The organism is Streptomyces sp. NPDC048295, from assembly GCF_040652135.1.
Lineage (GTDB): Bacteria > Actinomycetota > Actinomycetes > Streptomycetales > Streptomycetaceae > Streptomyces.
Genome location: NZ_JBEZLL010000030.1, coordinates 86,092 through 101,986, shown reverse-complemented (window position 1 = coordinate 101,986; position 15,895 = coordinate 86,092). Strand labels below are relative to the sequence as shown.

General features: G+C 70.6%; 13 protein-coding genes, 1 pseudogene and 1 riboswitch. Of the genes and pseudogenes, 5 read left to right on the top strand and 9 right to left on the bottom strand.

Annotation, left to right across the window (positions count from 1 at the left end; translation table 11 throughout):
• Positions 1-14: 14 nt before the first annotated feature.
• Both AB0D53_RS34045 and AB0D53_RS34040 read right to left on the bottom strand, forming a co-directional pair.
• Complete coding sequence (locus AB0D53_RS34045) at positions 15-1,175, bottom strand: extracellular solute-binding protein (protein ID WP_362453124.1); 1,161 nt, start codon at positions 1,173-1,175, stop codon at positions 15-17.
• Between the two features lie 189 nt (positions 1,176-1,364).
• Positions 1,365-2,804 (bottom strand): gamma-aminobutyraldehyde dehydrogenase, encoded by a 1,440-nt coding sequence (locus AB0D53_RS34040; RefSeq protein WP_362453092.1) that lies wholly within the window; start codon positions 2,802-2,804, stop codon positions 1,365-1,367.
• Positions 2,805-2,982: 178 nt separating this feature from the next.
• On the opposite strand from AB0D53_RS34040, the gene AB0D53_RS34035 reads away from it, so the two are divergent.
• The 5 genes and pseudogenes from AB0D53_RS34035 to AB0D53_RS34015 all read left to right on the top strand — a co-directional run bounded on the left by AB0D53_RS34035 (position 2,983) and on the right by AB0D53_RS34015 (position 8,141).
• Positions 2,983-3,474 (top strand): Lrp/AsnC family transcriptional regulator, encoded by a 492-nt coding sequence (locus AB0D53_RS34035; RefSeq protein WP_176729251.1) that lies wholly within the window; start codon positions 2,983-2,985, stop codon positions 3,472-3,474.
• Positions 3,459-4,838, top strand: coding sequence for an aspartate aminotransferase family protein (locus AB0D53_RS34030; RefSeq protein ID WP_329814219.1), 1,380 nt, complete (start codon positions 3,459-3,461; stop codon positions 4,836-4,838). Before AB0D53_RS34035 ends, AB0D53_RS34030 begins: the two co-directional genes overlap by 16 nt.
• Before the next feature lie 279 nt (positions 4,839-5,117).
• Positions 5,118-5,855: an ATP-binding cassette domain-containing protein gene (locus AB0D53_RS34025; RefSeq protein ID WP_362453091.1), complete on the top strand. Its 738-nt coding sequence runs from the start codon at positions 5,118-5,120 to the stop codon at positions 5,853-5,855.
• Positions 5,837-7,021: a hypothetical protein gene (locus tag AB0D53_RS34020; RefSeq protein WP_362453089.1), complete on the top strand. Its 1,185-nt coding sequence runs from the start codon at positions 5,837-5,839 to the stop codon at positions 7,019-7,021. Before AB0D53_RS34025 ends, AB0D53_RS34020 begins: the two co-directional genes overlap by 19 nt.
• Before the next feature lie 52 nt (positions 7,022-7,073).
• Positions 7,074-8,141: pseudogene (locus tag AB0D53_RS34015) on the top strand (Rossmann fold nucleotide-binding protein).
• A gap of 10 nt (positions 8,142-8,151) precedes the next feature.
• On the opposite strand, the gene AB0D53_RS34010 reads toward AB0D53_RS34015, so the two are convergent.
• The 7 genes from AB0D53_RS34010 to frr form a co-directional block, all read right to left on the bottom strand.
• The gene (locus AB0D53_RS34010; RefSeq protein WP_362453087.1) at positions 8,152-8,604 is read right to left on the bottom strand and encodes an SRPBCC family protein; all 453 of its coding nucleotides are present in this window, start codon (positions 8,602-8,604) and stop codon (positions 8,152-8,154) included.
• A gap of 189 nt (positions 8,605-8,793) precedes the next feature.
• Positions 8,794-9,819 (bottom strand): ABC transporter ATP-binding protein, encoded by a 1,026-nt coding sequence (locus AB0D53_RS34005; RefSeq protein ID WP_362453086.1) that lies wholly within the window; start codon positions 9,817-9,819, stop codon positions 8,794-8,796.
• Positions 9,820-9,821: 2 nt separating this feature from the next.
• On the bottom strand, positions 9,822-11,435 hold the full coding sequence (locus AB0D53_RS34000) for an iron ABC transporter permease (protein ID WP_362453084.1): 1,614 nt from the start codon (positions 11,433-11,435) through the stop codon (positions 9,822-9,824).
• A 125-nt stretch (positions 11,436-11,560) separates the two neighbouring features.
• Positions 11,561-12,673 carry a thiamine ABC transporter substrate-binding protein gene (locus AB0D53_RS33995; RefSeq protein WP_362453083.1) on the bottom strand — a complete coding sequence of 371 codons (1,113 nt, stop codon included), beginning with the start codon at positions 12,671-12,673 and terminating at the stop codon, positions 11,561-11,563.
• 74 nt (positions 12,674-12,747) lie between these two features.
• Positions 12,748-12,864, bottom strand: a riboswitch (TPP riboswitch).
• A gap of 55 nt (positions 12,865-12,919) precedes the next feature.
• Positions 12,920-14,026 carry a 23S rRNA (adenine(2503)-C(2))-methyltransferase RlmN gene (gene rlmN / locus AB0D53_RS33990; protein ID WP_072487215.1) on the bottom strand — a complete coding sequence of 369 codons (1,107 nt, stop codon included), beginning with the start codon at positions 14,024-14,026 and terminating at the stop codon, positions 12,920-12,922.
• A gap of 93 nt (positions 14,027-14,119) precedes the next feature.
• Positions 14,120-15,205 (bottom strand): phosphatidate cytidylyltransferase, encoded by a 1,086-nt coding sequence (locus tag AB0D53_RS33985; protein WP_362453082.1) that lies wholly within the window; start codon positions 15,203-15,205, stop codon positions 14,120-14,122.
• On the bottom strand, positions 15,205-15,762 hold the full coding sequence (gene frr / locus AB0D53_RS33980) for a ribosome recycling factor (protein ID WP_072487217.1): 558 nt from the start codon (positions 15,760-15,762) through the stop codon (positions 15,205-15,207). The genes AB0D53_RS33985 and frr overlap by 1 nt, the downstream gene beginning before the upstream one ends.
• Positions 15,763-15,895: the final 133 nt, after the last annotated feature.

Genomic DNA, 15,895 nt, shown 5'->3' with positions numbered 1-15,895 from the left:
ACCCCTGACAGGGCTCAGAGCCCGACGATCGAGTTCCATTTCTTCGCGAACTCGGTGCGTTCCTCGGACGTGATGTCGCGGGCGATCGCGAGGCGCTTGCGCATCGCGTCGTCGGGGAAGATCAGCGGATCCTCGGCGAGGGCGGCGGTCTCCTCGTCCTTGGCGGAGGCCAGCACCTCACGGGCGGCCGGCACGGGACAGACGTAGTTGACCCAGGTCGCCAGCTCGGCGGCGACCTCCGGCTCGTAGTAGTAGTCGATGAGCCTCTCCGCGTTGCGCTTGTGGCGCGCGAGGTTGGGGATCATGAGCGATTCCGACCAGAGTTCGGCCCCCTCCTCGGGGACGACGAACTCGATCTCCGGGTTGTCGGCCTGGAGCTGGATGACGTCACCGGAGTAGGCCTGGCAGGCGAGCACATCGCCGGTCGACAGGTCCTTGATGTAGTCGTTGCCGGTGAAGCGGCGGATGTGCCGCTTCCTCACCAGCTTCTCGATCTGGTCGCACACCTGGTAGAAGTCGTCCCGCTGCCAGCGGGTGATGTCGATGCCGTTGCCCTGCATCAGCAGGGCGAAGGACTCGTCGAGCCCGGACAGCAGCGTCACCTTGCCGCGCAGGTCGTCCGCCCACAGATCGCTCAGGTGCTTGATCTCGCGGCCGAGCTTCTTGCGGTTGTACGCGATGCCGGTGATCCCGGACTGCCAGGGGACGCTGTGCATCCGGCCCTTGTCGAAGGCGGGTGAGCGCAGCTGCGGGTCCAGGTACTTGGCGACGTTCGGCTGCTTCGCCCGGTCCATCTCCTGCACCCAGCCCAGCCGTACGAACCGGGCGGACATCCAGTCGCTGATGACGATCAGGTCGCGGCCGGTCTCCTGGTGGTTCATCAGCGCCGGGCTGATCTTCCCGAAGAACTCGTCGTTGTCGTTGATCTCCTCGGTGTACGTGACGGAGATCCCGGTCCGCCTTTCGAAGGCGTCGAGGGTGGGCCGCTTCGACGAATCCTCGTCGGTGTCGATGTAGAGGGGCCAGTTCGCGAAGTGCAGCGTGTGGTCGCTCGCCGAGGCGTCGCGGCCGGCACGGTCGCCGGGCTCCACATAGGCGGCGGGCACTCCGCAGCCGGCCAGCGTGACACCGGCGGCCGTGGCTCCGAGGGCGCGCAGCAGGGACCGGCGGGACATGGGGTTCTTCGGGATGGCTCGCACCTGCGCAGGATGCCGGTCGGCCGGCGGGGCGGGCAATGGACCAACCGTCCAGCGGCACACGCTCCGTCCGCACACCCTGTCGATGCCGGGGGACGGATCGGCGCCGGCGAACGGGGACGGCCCCGGGCGTACGCCCGGGGCCGTGACCTGTCTGCTGACGGGATATCAGTCGTCGAGCGAGGTCATGACGTGCTTGATGCGGGTGTAGTCCTCGAAGCCGTACGCGGAGAGGTCCTTGCCGTAGCCGGACTTCTTGAAACCGCCGTGCGGCATCTCGGCGACGAGCGGGATGTGGGTGTTGATCCACACGCAGCCGAAGTCGAGGTTCTTGGACATCCGCATGGCGCGGGCGTGGTCCTTGGTCCACACCGAGGAGGCCAGGGCGTACTCGACGCCGTTGGCGTACTCCACGGCCTGGGCCTCGTCCGTGAACTTCTGGACGGTGATGACCGGGCCGAAGACCTCGTTCTGGACGATCTCGTCGTCCTGCTTGAGGCCGGAGACGACGGTCGGGGCGTAGAAGTAGCCCTTGTCGCCGACCCGGTGGCCGCCCGCCTCGACCTTGGCGTGCGCGGGGAGCCGCTCGATGAAGCCGCTGACCTGCTTGAGCTGGTTGGCGTTGTTGAGCGGGCCGTACAGCACGTCCTCGTCGTCCGGCTGCCCCGTCTTGGTGTCGGCGGCGGCCTTGGCGAGCGCGGTGACGAACTCGTCGTGGATGGACTCGTGGACCAGGACGCGGGTGGCGGCCGTGCAGTCCTGGCCGGCGTTGAAGTAGCCCGCGACGGAGATGCCCTCGACGGCCTTGGCGATGTCGGTGTCCTCGAACACGACGACCGGGGCCTTGCCGCCGAGCTCCAGGTGGACCCGCTTGACGTCCTTGGAGGCGGACTCGGCGACCTGCATGCCGGCCCGTACCGAGCCGGTGATGGAGGCCATCGCCGGGGTCGCGTGCTCGACCATCGCACGGCCGGTGTCGCGGTCGCCGCAGATGACGTTGAAGACGCCCTTGGGGAGGATCTGGCCGATGATCTCGGCGATCAGCACGGTCGACGCCGGGGTGGTGTCGGACGGCTTGATGACGACGGTGTTGCCCGCGGCGAGCGCCGGGGCGAACTTCCAGACGGCCATCATCATCGGGTAGTTCCACGGCGCGACCTGCGCGCAGACACCGACCGGCTCACGCCGGATGATGGAGGTCAGGCCCTCCATGTACTCGCCGGCCGAGCGGCCTTCGAGCAGCCGCGCCGCACCCGCGAAGAAGCGGATCTGGTCCACCATCGGGGGGACCTCTTCGGTGCGGGTGAGTTCCAGCGGCTTGCCGGTGTTCTCCGACTCGGCGGCGATGAGGTCCTCGGCGCGCTCCTCGAAGGCGTCCGCGATCTTCAGCAGGGCCTTCTGGCGCTCGGCGGGCGTGGCGTCGCGCCAGGCGGGGAAAGCGGCCGCGGCGGCGTCCATCGCGGCATCGACATCGGCCTGCCCGGAGAGCGGCGAGGTCGCGTAGACCTCTTCCGTCACCGGGTTGATCACATCGATGGTCCGCCCGTCAGCGGCGTCCCGGAATTCTCCGTTGATGTAGTTGCGCAGACGGCGCACCTCGGTGGTCACAACCACCCCTCCTGTCGACACGTCCAATGGGTGAGATGCCCAGGGTAGTCGCTCGGGTGTCGCTTTCGACATGCCCAACCGCCGTCAACTTCGGATTCAGTTAGATTCGGACCTTCAAACAACGAATTTCATCGATCTGGGGTTGCCAGACAGACGAGTCCCGGTGCACAGTGGATGCGTGGCCAGTCGCAGCGCAGACTCCAGGACCGGGAACGGATCGTCACCAGCGGTCGATGCCGTCTCCCTCGCAATCATCGAGCAGCTCCAGGAGGACGGACGCCGTCCGTACGCCGCGATAGGCAAGGCCGTCGGCCTCTCCGAGGCGGCCGTGCGACAGCGCGTCCAGAAGCTGCTCGATCAGGGCGTGATGCAGATCGTCGCCGTCACCGATCCCCTCACCGTGGGATTCCGGCGGCAGGCGATGGTCGGCATCAATGTCGAGGGAGACCTCGATCCCGTCGCGGAAGCGCTGTCGGCCATGGCCGAGTGCGAGTACGTGGTGATGACCGCGGGCTCCTTCGACCTGATGGTGGAGATCGTCTGCGAGGACGACGACCACCTGCTGGAAACGATCAACAAACGCATCCGGGCCCTCCCCGGTGTGCGCTCCACCGAGAGCTTCGTGTACCTGAAGCTCAAGAAGCAGACCTATATGTGGGGAACCCGATAGCCGTGAGCAAGGACCTCAGCCGAACCGCGTACGACCACCTGTGGATGCACTTCACCCGCATGTCGGACTACGAGAAGGCGCCCGTTCCCACCATCGTGCGTGGCGAGGGCACCTACATCTTCGACGACCAGGGCAAGCGTTACCTGGACGGCCTCTCCGGCCTGTTCGTGGTCAACGCCGGTCACGGCCGTCACGAGCTCGCCGAGGCGGCCTACAAGCAGGGCCAGGAGCTGGGCTTCTTCCCGGTGTGGTCCTACGCCCACCCGAAGGCCGTCGAGCTGGCCGAGCGCCTTGCCGACTACGCGCCGGGCGACCTCAACAAGGTCTTCTTCACCACCGGTGGCGGCGAGGCCGTGGAGACCGCCTGGAAGCTGGCCAAGCAGTACTTCAAGCTCCAGGGCAAGCCGACCAAGTACAAGGTCATCTCGCGTGCGGTCGCCTACCACGGCACCCCGCAGGGCGCCCTGTCCATCACCGGCCTGCCGGCCCTGAAGGCCCCCTTCGAGCCGCTGGTCCCCGGCGCGCACAAGGTGCCGAACACCAACATCTACCGCGCCCCGATCCACGGCGACGACCCCGAGGCCTTCGGCCGCTGGGCCGCCGACCAGATCGAGCAGGAGATCCTCTTCGAGGGCCCGGAGACCGTCGCCGCGGTCTTCCTGGAGCCGGTGCAGAACGCCGGTGGCTGCTTCCCGCCGCCGCCCGGATACTTCCAGCGCGTCCGCGAGATCTGCGACAAGTACGACGTGCTGCTCGTCTCCGACGAGGTCATCTGCGCCTTCGGCCGCCTCGGCACGATGTTCGCCTGCGACAAGTTCGGCTACGTGCCGGACATGATCACCTGCGCCAAGGGCATGACCTCGGGCTACTCCCCGATCGGTGCCTGCATCGTCTCGGACCGCATCGCCGCGCCGTTCTACGAGGGTGACAACACCTTCCTGCACGGCTACACCTTCGGTGGCCACCCGGTCTCCGCGGCGGTCGGCCTCGCCAACCTCGACATCTTCGAGCGCGAGGGCCTCAACCAGCACGTCCTGGACAACGAGAACGCCTTCTTCACGACGCTGCAGAAGCTGCTCGACCTGCCGATCGTCGGCGACGTCCGCGGCAACGGCTTCTTCTACGGCATCGAGCTGGTGAAGGACAAGGCCACCAAGGAGACCTTCACCGACGAGGAGACCGAGCGCGTACTGTACGGCTTCCTCTCCAAGGCGCTGTACGACAACGGCCTGTACTGCCGGGCCGACGACCGCGGCGACCCGGTCGTCCAGCTCGCGCCGCCGCTGGTCTCCGACCAGTCGACGTTCGACGAGATCGAGGGCATCCTGCGCACCGTCCTCACGGAGGCATGGACCAAGCTCTGACCGGCACCACGACCGGCCGGCCGACCACGGATCGGCCGCCGGTCGGGCGGCCATCCGGCTTGACCATCGCTTGACCACTGCTTGACCGGCTTCCAGCCGTCATCCTCATACGGTCCACACGGCCCGGATGCGCCCATTCGAGTGGGAAGGGGCGCATCCGGGCCGTGTGCTGTGCGCTCACCGCGGTTCGAATCCTTACGGTGCCGAGTGACCGATCGGCCTTCTCTTCGTTCCCCCGTACGGGGGACGGGAATTACGATCTGAACCGAGGTGTACGCCATGGTGGCCCCGCCGGACAACGACGTGATCTGGGCGCGTTCCCTGCACCATTCCCACAACGGCTCACCCGCGCTCGGCGGCGTCTCCCTGGGCGTCCGTGACGGCGAGATCCTCGCCGTGACCGGCCCCCGGGGCTGCGGCAAGACGACCCTGCTGCACTGCCTGTCCGGTCAGCTGGTGCCCGAGCAGGGCGAGGTGTGGTTCAACAGCGTCCCCGTCCACACCATGGGGCCCCGGCTGCGCGAACGACTGCGCCGCGACAGGTTCGGCTGGATCGCCCCCGAGCCCCAGCTGGTGCCCGAGCTGAACACCTGGGAGAACACGGCCCTTCCGCTGCTCCTGCGCGGCGCCCCGCGCAGGGAGGCGAAGAAGGCCGCCCTGGAGTGGCTGGAGCGGCTCGACATCGGCGGCTGTGCCAAGCAGCGGCCGCACACCCTGCTCCAGGGGCAGCGCCAGCGGATCGCCGTGGCCCGTGCCCTGGCCGCCGCCCCCACGGTGATCTTCGCCGACGAGCCGACCGCGACCCTGCACCGCAGCGACCGTACGCACGTGCTGCGCACCCTCACCAGCGCGGCCCGTTCGCACGGCATCACGATCGTGCTCGCCACCCATGACCCGGAGATCGCCGCCCTCGCCGACCGCACGGTCCCGCTGCTGGACGGCCGCCGCGTCGCCACCGTCGCCCTGCCCGCCGTATCCGATACGGAGGGCCGTGCGGCGTGCTCGCTCTCCGTCTAGCCCGGGGTTCCCATCCGCTGGTCCTGCTGCGGCGGCTGCTGGTCGCCGCCGCCTCCGCCGGAGTCGGCTTCCTCCTGCTGTGCACCCTGAGCTACGCGTCGGGGCACCCCGCCCACTCCACCGCGGCAGTGCTGCGTCTGCTGTGGTGCTTCGTGCCGCTCGCCGCCACCGTGCAGTTCGCGGTCGCGGTGGCTCGTACGGACCCGAGCACCCGGCCGCGTTCGGGACTGTCCGCCGTGGGCCTCGGGCCGGTCCGGCTCGCCCTGCTCGCCGCGGTCTCCACCGCCGTCTCCTGCACCCTCGGGTCGATGGTGGCGCTGCTGTTCTTCCTGCATCTGCGCGGTGACCTGACCGGGCTGCCTTTCGACGGCGCCGCGGCCGGGCCGCTCGATGCCGGGGCCCCGCTGCCGCTCGCCGCCGTGCTCGTGCTGCTGGCCCTGGTCCCGGTGGCCGCGGCCGGTGCGAGCGCGCTCGCGCTGCGCGCCGGACCGGTCTCGACGGCGGCCCCGGACGACACCTCCTCGGACGTTCTGACGGAGCCGGAGGCACCCGATCCGGCGGCGCCCCCGACGGGGCTGCCGTGGGGCGTGGCGCTGGCCGCGGCCGGCCTCGCCGTCGAGGCGTACATGAGCCGGGGCGACGGTCACAGCCTGCTCCCGCTGCCCGGCAGGCTCGACGCCACCCCGGCCGGGGTACTGGTGGGCTGGACGCTGACGGCGGTCGGGCTGGCCGTGGCCGGTCCGGGCCTGGCCCATCTGTGCGGACGGCTGCTGCAGTCGGCCCGCCCCGGCGCCGTACGTCTGCTGGCGGGCCGGGTGCTGATGGACGAGGCGCGCCGGATCGGCCGGCCGCTCGGCGTGGTCTGCGCGGTGCTCTCCGCGGCCGTGGCCGGCTACGCGCTGTACGGGACGGACGCACATCCCCTCGGCCCGCTCACGGAGCTGGGCGCGGTGCTCGTTCTCGGCTGCACGACGGCGACGCTGCTGACCTCGGCCCTGGAGGCGAGGCAGGCGCGCGAGCAGACCTCGCAGGCGCTGCTGCGGCTCGGTGCCCCGGCGTCGGCCCTGCGCGCCGCGACGGCCCTGCGCACCGTCGCGCTGCTGCTCGTCTTCGCCCCGCTGACCTGGCTGATCGCGGAGCTGGCCGCACTGCCGCTGACGGCCTGAGGACGCGTGCCGCCGGACCGGGGCCGGTCCGGCGGCTGCACAGCATGACGACGTGGACAATGCGGACAACGCCAGTCCCCCGCCCGGCCCCGAGATCGAGTCGCTCGCCGAATTCGACGCGGCGGTCGCCCCGGGGACTCTCGCCGGCCACCGGGTCCAGTCCGTCGACCTCACCGACCGCGGCGCCGACCTGTCGGCCGCCGACACGGCCGGCGCCGTCCTCCTCGGCTGCCGGATGGCGCCCGGGACGGTCGCGAAAGTACGGGCCGACGGCGCCTTCGTCTTCCCGCCGGTGCCCGGCCCCCCTTCGATCCGTACCGCGGCCTGCTCCACTCCCCCGACGCGCTCTGCGCCGGGCTGCCGGACGGCGGCTACGCGGCGACACCCGACGCCCGCGCCCACCGCTGGTTCCGGCAGACGCGGGCGGGCGGCGACACCCTCGCCTCGATGCTGCGGGCCCTCCACGACGACGCGGTCTCCGACGCGCTGGACGAGTTCCCGACCGGCGCCCGGGTGGTCGGGGTGCTGGGCGGCCACGCCACGGCCCGAGGCAGCGCCCCGTACGCGGCGGCGGCCCGGCCGGGACGGGCCCTGGCCCGGGACGGTCCCACGGTGGCGACCGGCGGCGGGCCCGGCGCGATGGAGGCCGCGAACCTCGGGGCGTACGCGGCGCCGCGCCCCGACCCCGTGCCGGCCGCGGTGCCCTCGTTCACCCCGTCGGTCACCGACCGGGCGCCGGCCGCCTTCGCGACGTACGCAGGCGCCGGCCGGGCGGCAATTCCGTCTCCGTCCCCACCTGGTTCTACGGGCACGAGCCGCCGAACCCGTTCGCGGACCGCATCGCCAAGTACTTCGCCGACGCACCGCGCGAGGACGGGCTGCTGGCCCTCTTCACAGTGGGCGTGATCTTCCTGCCCGGCGCGGCCGGCACCGTACAGGAGATCTTCGACAACGCGACGCCGAACCACTACGGCCCCCTCGGCGGACCGACCCCGATGGTGCTGGTCGGCCTCGATCACTGGACTCGCACGCCGCCGGCCGGGCGATGGAGTCCCGGATCGCGCTCGTTGGACACGGCGGACGAGGCCCCGGGACACTCGCCCGGCTGTCGGCGGCGTAGGACCACCCGGTCAGAAGGACGCGAGCCGGGCCACCAACGCGTCGAAGAATGCCTCCCAGCCGTCCTCGGCCGCCGCGTACTGCTCGGGCGTGAGGTTGCCGCCGCGCTGCTGGAAGACCAGCTCGGTGGTTCTGCCGCCGCGTTCGGTGAAGGTGGCGGTGATGATCTCGCCGTCACCGTCCGCGGGCGCGGAGGCGTCCTTCATCGTGAACACCAGCCGCTCGGGTGCCACCACCTCCCGATAGACCCCGTGGAACGGCATCTCGGTGCCCGGTACCACCATGACCAGGCTCCAGTCGCCGCCGGGCCTGACGTCCATCGACACCCGGTCGAGCGGCACCTCGGCGTCGCCGCCGAACCAGGCCGCGAAGTGCTCGGGCGTCGTCCAGGCCTCGAAGACGCGTTCCCGCGGGGCGTCGAGGATGCGGGTGATGTCGATGCCCTCGCGTGCTGACTCGGTCATTGTCCCTGTCCTTCCCGGAGTCGTTCCGGATCTGCCGCACGCCCCCCGGGGACTGCCCGCGAGGACGTGCCGAAGGACCCCGGGGGCTACCGGAACCGCGCTCCGGGGCATCAGGCAATCGTCCGGCCGGCGGCCGGATCCCGCGACCGGGGCCGCCCGCTTCTGATCCGGTGCGGTGAACGCGCCCGGTCAGAAGCGGGCGGGCAGCACGACGGTCTCCGCCGCGTCGAAGCCCGCCCCGACCGCCGCGCCCTCCTCGGGCGCGTCCCGCAGCGCGCACTCCGCCTCCAGGACCGGACCGCGCTCCGGCAACAGCCGTACGGCGACGTGGTTGCCCCGGAACGTACGTGTCCCGACCACGCAGCGCAGCCCCTCGTCCGGGGCGCCGATCCGGACCCCGGCCGGACGCACCAGCAGGTCGCACGCCCCCTGCGGCGAGCCCTCGGCCACCGGTACCCTGCCCCACACCGTGTCGGCGACGGCACCGCTCACCGTCGCCTCGACCACGTTGTCGAAGCCGAGGAACCGGGCGACGAACGCGGAGGCGGGCCGCTGCCACACCTCCAGCGGGGTGCCCGCCTGGGCGATCCGTCCGTCGCGCATCACCACCACCCGGTCGGCCAGCGCGAACGCCTCACCCTGATCGTGCGTGACGGCGAGCACCGTCGTACCCAACTGCCCGAAGAGCGTGCGCAGTTCGACGACGAGCCGTTCACGCAGGCCGCGGTCGAGCTGGCCGAGCGGCTCGTCCAGCATCAGCAGCTTGGGGCGCGGGGCGAGGGCCCGCGCGAGGGCGACACGCTGCTGCTCGCCGCCGGACAGTGCGGCGACGGCACGCCGTTCGGCGCCGGGCAGGCCCACCAGATCCAGGAGTTCGCCGACCCTGCGCTCCTGGTCGCGGCGCGACACCCCGTGCATCCGCAGCCCGAACGCGACGTTGGCACCGACGTCCCGGTGCGGGAAGAGCTGGTGGTCCTGAAACATCAGGCCCAGACCGCGCCGGTGCACCGGCACCCCGGCCTGGTCGGCGCCGTCCAGCAACACCCGGCCGCTGTCCGGCGGGTGCAGTCCGGCGACCACCCGCAGCAGAGTGGACTTGCCGCTCCCGCTCGGCCCCAGCACACACACGATCTCGTGCTCGGCGACCTCCAGGTCCACCGCGTCGAGCGCCGCCCGCTCGCCGAAGCGGACCATGGCCGATTCCAGTGTCAGCATCTCTAGAACTCCCCGGACCGGTCCGTGCGGATACGTTCGAGCAGCAGCAGCGAGACGGCGCAGACCACCATCAGGATGGTGCTGAGGGCCATCGCCTGGCCGTAGTTGAGCTCCCCGGCCCGCCCCAGCAACCGGGCCACGGCGACCGGCAGCGTCGGGCGGTCGGGCCGCGCGATGAACACCGTCGCGCCGAACTCGCCGAGCGAGACGGCGAACGCGAAACCGGCCGCGACCAGCAACGCCCGCCGCACCAGCGGCAGATCGACCTCACGCCAGGCCCGCAGCGGCGACGCCCCGAGGACCGCCGCGGCCTCCCTCAGCCGCCCGTCCACAGCACGCAGCACGGGCAGCATGGTCCGTACGACGAAGGGCACACCGACCAGCGCCTGGGCGAGCGGCACCAGGATCCAGGAGGTCCGCAGATCCAGCGGGGGCTTGTCCAGCGTGATCAGGAAGCCGAAGCCGACGGTGACCGCGGACACCCCGAGCGGCAGCATCAGCAGCGCGTCGAAGCCGCGCACGAGGCGCCCGGCGCGCCGGGTCAGCGCCGCGGCGGCCAGCCCGCCGATGACGAGCGCGATGACCGTCGCGACCAGCGCGTACTGCAAGGAGTTCCAGATCGCTTCGAGCGGCGCGACCAGGAACGTACCACCGCCCGCGTCCACGGACGCCAGGGCACGGTAGAAGTCGAAACCATGCCCGCCGCCGGTGTCGAAGGAGCGCTCGACGAGTACCCCGAGCGGCAGCAGGATCAGCAGCAGTACGGTCAGCAGCACCCCGCAGAGCAGCGCCCACTGCCCGGCGCCGCGAGGACTGCGCGCGGTCTGCGCCGGGTCGACCAGCTTCAGCGCGGCCTCCCGGCGCCGTACGGTCCACGCGTGCACGGCGAGGATCGCGCCGACCGCGGCGAACTGCACCAGTGTCAGCACGGCGGCCGTCGGCAGGGCGAGCAGCTGCGCGGTCTGCCGGTAGATCTCCACCTCCAGCGTGGAGAAACCGGGACCACCGAGGATCTGCACGACACCGAAGGAGGTGAAGGTGAAGAGGAAGACCATCAGCGCGGCCGCGGCCACGGCGGGCGCGAGGGCCGGCAGGGTGACCCGACGCCAGGCGGCGAACCGTCCCGCGCCCAGCACCCTGGCGGCCTCCTCCTGCCGGGGGTCGAGCTGGGCCCACAGCCCGCCGACCGTCCGGACCACCACCGCGTAGTTGAAGAAGACATGGGCGAGCAGAATCGCCCAGACGGTGGTGTCGAGCCGTACGCCCCAGAGTTCGTCGAGGAATCCGCCACGCCCCAGCAGCGCCAGGAAGGCCGTACCGACGACCACGGTCGGCAGGACGAACGGCACCGTGACGACCGCCCGCAGCAGTTGTTTGCCGGGGAAGTCGAAACGGGCGAAGACATAGGCGCCCGGCAGCGCGATCAACAGGGTCAGCGCGGTCGAGGCGAGCGCCTGCCAGCCGGTGAACCAGAGGACCTCGCGGATGTCCGGCCGGGTCAGCACCTCGCCGATCCGGCCGAACTGCCAGACGCCGTCCACCTTCAGGCCGCGGCCGACGATCGCGGCGACCGGGTAGGCGAAGAACAGCGCGAAGAACGCGAGGGGCACGGCCATCAGGCCGAGCCGCACCGCGTTCCCGCGCCGGGCCTTCGCACGAGCGCCCCGCGCCCGCGAAGGCCGGACCGGCCGGCCGCGGGGAGCCTCCCCGCCCGCGGCCGGTCCGCGTACGGGGGTCTTCGTTACTTCACTACGAGCGAGGACCACGACTGGACCCACTGCTCACGGTTCTTGGCGATGAGGTCCGGGGCCACGGTCGTCGGCCTGTCCACCGTCGCGCCGAACTTCGTGAAGAGCTCCGGCAGCTTCGCGTCCTTGGTGACCGGGTTCACGAACATGTTGAGCGGCATGTCCTCCTGGAACTTCTTGCCGATCAGGAAGTCCAGCAGGGCCTTGCCGCCCGCCTCGTTCTTCGCACCGTTCAGCAGGCCGGCGAACTCGATCTGCCGGAAGCAGGTCCCGGTGGCGACACCGGTCGGCGCCTCGGCCGGCTGCGGCTTCGCGTACAGCACCTCCACGGGCGGGCTGGAGGCGTACGAGACGACGAGCGGCCGGTCGGCCTTGGCCTTCTTGCCGCCCGCGGAGCCGGAGAACTCCTCGTTGTACGCCTGTTCCCAGCCGTCGACGACCTTGACGCCGTTGCTCTTCAGCTTCTTCCAGTAGTCCTGGTAGCCCTTCTCGCCGTAGGTGGCGACGGTGCCGAGGAGGAAACCGAGGCCGGGCGAGGACGTTCCGGCGTTCTCGGTGACGAGGAGGTTCTTGTACGCGGGCTTCGCCAGGTCGGCGAAGGACTGCGGCGGCGCGAGCTTCTTGTCGGCGAAGTACTTCTTGTCGTAGTTGACGCAGATGTCGCCGGTGTCGATCGGGGTGACCCGGTGCTTGTCCGCGTCGAGCAGGGTGTCCGCCGCGACCCGGTCGATGCCCTTCGCCTCGTACGGCGTGAAGAGCCCGCTGTCGAGGGCGCGGGAGAGCAGTGTGTTGTCGACGCCGAAGAACACGTCGCCGCGCGGGGAGCCCTTGGTCAGGATCTCCTGGTTGAGCGCGACACCCGCGTCACCGCTCTTCAGCACCTTCACGGTGTAGCCGGTCTCCGCGGTGAACTCCTTCAGTACGTCCTTGGAGGCGTTGAAGGAGTCGTGGCTGACGAGGGTCACGGTCTTGGAGGCCGGGCCCTTCGTGCCGCCGGATCCGGCGGACTGATCGCCGGAACTGCCGCACCCGGCGAGTGCGGTGACGCCGAGCGCGGCGGCGGCGGCCGATGCCGCGAGCTGCTTGGTCCTGCGAGTGGTGCTCATTGTGGATTCCTCCTGGGTTTTGGCCAGGAAGAGACGCGGCCCCGCCCGCGGAGAAGCGGGCAGGGCGCAACAGCATGAGTTGATGACCGAACTTCCTACCCGGAATGACCCGGGCGAGGTTCAGAGGGTCTGCGGCCGACCTGTCCTCGGTGCCGCACTCTCAGCGCTGTGGCGCTCCCCTGTCGGAATATGAAGTTGATTTCGGGCCCAGGCTACACGGGCTCCCGGGCCCGTTCGGGAGTGGCCTCAGCGCTCGGCCGCCGCCAGCTGCCCGCAGGCTCCGTCGATCTCCTGGCCACGGGTGTCCCGCACGGTCACCGGCACCCCGTGGGCCGCGATCGCCTCGACGAACGCCTTCTCGTCCTCGGGCCGCGAGGCGGTCCACTTGGAACCGGGCGTGGGGTTCAGCGGGATCAGGTTGACGTGCACCCGCTTGCCCTTGAGGAGCCGGCCGAGCCGGTCACCGCGCCAGGCCTGGTCGTTGATGTCACGGATCAGCGCGTACTCGATGGAGATGCGGCGGCCGGACTTCTCCGCGTACTCCCACGCGGCATCCAGCACCTCACCCACCTTCCAGCGCGTGTTCACGGGGACGAGGGTGTCGCGCAGCTCGTCGTCCGGGGCGTGCAGCGAGACGGCGAGTCGGCACTTGAAGCCCTCGTCGGCGAAGCGGAGCATCGCGGGCACCAGGCCCACCGTGGAGACGGTGATCCCACGCTGCGAGAGCCCCAGCCCGTCCGGCTCGGGGTCGGTCAGCCGGCGGATCGCGCCGACCACCCGGTTGTAGTTGGCGAGCGGCTCGCCCATGCCCATGAAGACGATGTTGGAGAGCCGCGCCGGGCCGCCGGGAACCTCCCCGTCGCGCAGCGCCCGCATCCCGTCCACGATCTGGTGGACGATCTCGGCGGTCGACAGATTGCGGTCGAGACCGGCCTGCCCCGTCGCGCAGAACGGGCAGTTCATCCCGCATCCCGCCTGGGAGGAGATGCACATCGTCACCCGCTCCGGGTAGCGCATCAGGACGGACTCGACGAGCGTCCCGTCGTGCAGCTTCCAGAGCGTCTTGCGGGTGGTGTCGTCGTCGCAGCTGATGTGGCGGACCACGGACATCAGATCGGGGAACATCGCCTCGGCGAGCTTGTCCCGCGACGCGGCCGGGATGTTGGTCCACTCGGCCGGGTCGTGCGCGTACCGCGCGAAGTAGTGCTGCGACAGCTGCTGGGCGCGGAACGGCTTCTCGCCGATCGCGGCGACGGCTTCCTTGCGCTCGGCGGGCGTGAGGTCGGCGAGGTGCCGCGGCGGCTTCTTGGCTCCGCGGGGCGCGACGAAAGTGAGTTCTCCGGGCTTAGGCATGGTTCATCCAGTGTCGCAGACGGAACAGTGCGGGCCCGCCGTCCTGTGGACAGCGGGCCCGCACTCGAAGAATCGCAGGTCAGCGGCGCGATCTCAGCCGGAGCCGACGAACAGCACCAGCAGCAGCCAGACCACCGGGGCGGTCGGCAGCAGCGAGTCGAGCCGGTCCATGATGCCGCCGTGCCCCGGCAGCAGCGTGCCCATGTCCTTGATCCCGAGGTCCCGCTTGATCATGGACTCGCCGAGGTCGCCGAGCGTGGCGCTGGCCGCGACGGCGAGCCCGAGCAGCAGCCCCTGCCACCAGGAACCGCCGTCGATCAGGAACTGCATGCACAGCGCACCGGCCACCATCGCGAAGGCGATGGCCCCGAAGAGTCCCTCCCGGGTCTTTCCGGGGCTGATGCGCGGTGCGAGCTTGTGCTTCCCGAAGCGCCAGCCGACGGCGTACGCACCCGTGTCGCTGACCACGGTCAGCAGCAGGAAGGTGAGCACCCGCTGCGGCCCGTCGTCGGCGGTCAGGAGCATGGCGACGAACGTGGCGAGGAACGGTACGTAGAACGCCGCGAACACACCGGCCGTGACGTCCTTGAGGTAGCCCTCGGGCGGCTCGGTCATCCGCCAGACGAGCACCGCGAGCGCGGTCAGCGCCATCGCCACCCAGGCGCCTTCGGCGCCCTTCGCGTAGCCGGCGACCACCATCGCCGCGCCGCCCACCGCCAGCGGGACGAGCGGCGCCTTGATGCCCTTGCGCTCCTGGAGCCGGGAGGTCAGCTCCCACAGGCCCACGACGACGGCGACGGCGATGACACCGACGAAGACGGCCTTGACGATGAACAGCGAGGCGACGATGACGGCGCCGAGCCCCACACCGACCCCTATGGCGGCTCGCAGGTCACGGCCCGCACGTTTCTTCTGCGGGGACGGCGGCGCGGTGGACATGGGCTCCTGCGGCTTCTCGTCACGGAACAGGGGGCCGCCGCTCAGGCGTCCGGCCCCCTGGCCCCGGTCATCACGGTCGTAAGCGTCTCTACCTGCGTCGGGATCGTCCGGCACGATGGGCATGGGCCGAGTCTGCTGGGCGTCATGCACATCGTAAGCAGGACCCGCCGGGGCAGCCCGCATCTCGGGCGCACCCCAGTGGCCGGCTCCCTGCGGGGCGCCCCAGGAAGAGTCGTTCATCAGACTTCGAGCAGCTCGGCTTCCTTGTGCTTGAGCAGCTCGTCGACCTGCGCGACGTACTTCGCAGTGGTGTCGTCGAGCTCCTTCTCGGCGCGACGCACCTCGTCCTCGCCCGACTCCTTGTCCTTGACCAGCTTGTCCAGGGTCTCCTTGGCCTTGCGGCGCACGGCGCGGATGGAGATCTTGGAGTCCTCGGCCTTGCCCTTGGCGACCTTGATGTAGTCGCGGCGGCGCTCCTCGGTGAGCTCCGGGAAGGTCACCCGGATGATGTTGCCGTCGTTGCTCGGGTTGACGCCGAGGTCCGAGTCACGGATCGCCTGCTCGATGTTGCGCAGCGCGGTCTTGTCGAACGGCGTCACGACGGCCATGCGCGGCTCGGGCACCGAGAACGAGGCGAGCTGGTTGATCGGGGTCAGCGCGCCGTAGTAGTCGGCGACGATCTTGTTGAACATCGCGGGGTGCGCACGGCCGGTGCGGATCGCGGCGAAGTCCTCTTTCGCGACGACGACGGCCTTCTCCATCTTCTCCTCGGCCTCGAGGAGGGTTTCTTCGATCACCACGTGCTCCTGCGTGTCTTGAGTGGGCCCGTCGTGCCCGGGCCCGGCGGGTCCTGCGTCGCGTCCTCACCTGCACGGTGTCCGACCGGCAGGCCGTTGTCCATCCTTCGGGGCCGGTCCCGGGGGTGACCCC

Bases quoted from the DNA above. Each gene is read 5' to 3' on its own strand.
- AB0D53_RS34045 (WP_362453124.1), bottom strand. From the start codon at position 1,175: ATGTCCCGCCGGTCCCTGCTGCGCGCCCTCGGAGCCACGGCCGCCGGT.
- AB0D53_RS34025 (WP_362453091.1), top strand. From the start codon at position 5,118: ATGGTGGCCCCGCCGGACAACGACGTGATCTGGGCGCGTTCCCTGCAC.
- AB0D53_RS34010 (WP_362453087.1), bottom strand. From the start codon at position 8,604: ATGACCGAGTCAGCACGCGAGGGCATCGACATCACCCGCATCCTCGAC.
- AB0D53_RS34005 (WP_362453086.1), bottom strand. From the start codon at position 9,819: ATGCTGACACTGGAATCGGCCATGGTCCGCTTCGGCGAGCGGGCGGCG.
- AB0D53_RS34000 (WP_362453084.1), bottom strand. From the start codon at position 11,435: ATGGCCGTGCCCCTCGCGTTCTTCGCGCTGTTCTTCGCCTACCCGGTC.
- AB0D53_RS33995 (WP_362453083.1), bottom strand. From the start codon at position 12,673: ATGAGCACCACTCGCAGGACCAAGCAGCTCGCGGCATCGGCCGCCGCC.
- rlmN (WP_072487215.1), bottom strand. From the start codon at position 14,026: ATGCCTAAGCCCGGAGAACTCACTTTCGTCGCGCCCCGCGGAGCCAAG.
- AB0D53_RS33985 (WP_362453082.1), bottom strand. From the start codon at position 15,205: ATGAACGACTCTTCCTGGGGCGCCCCGCAGGGAGCCGGCCACTGGGGT.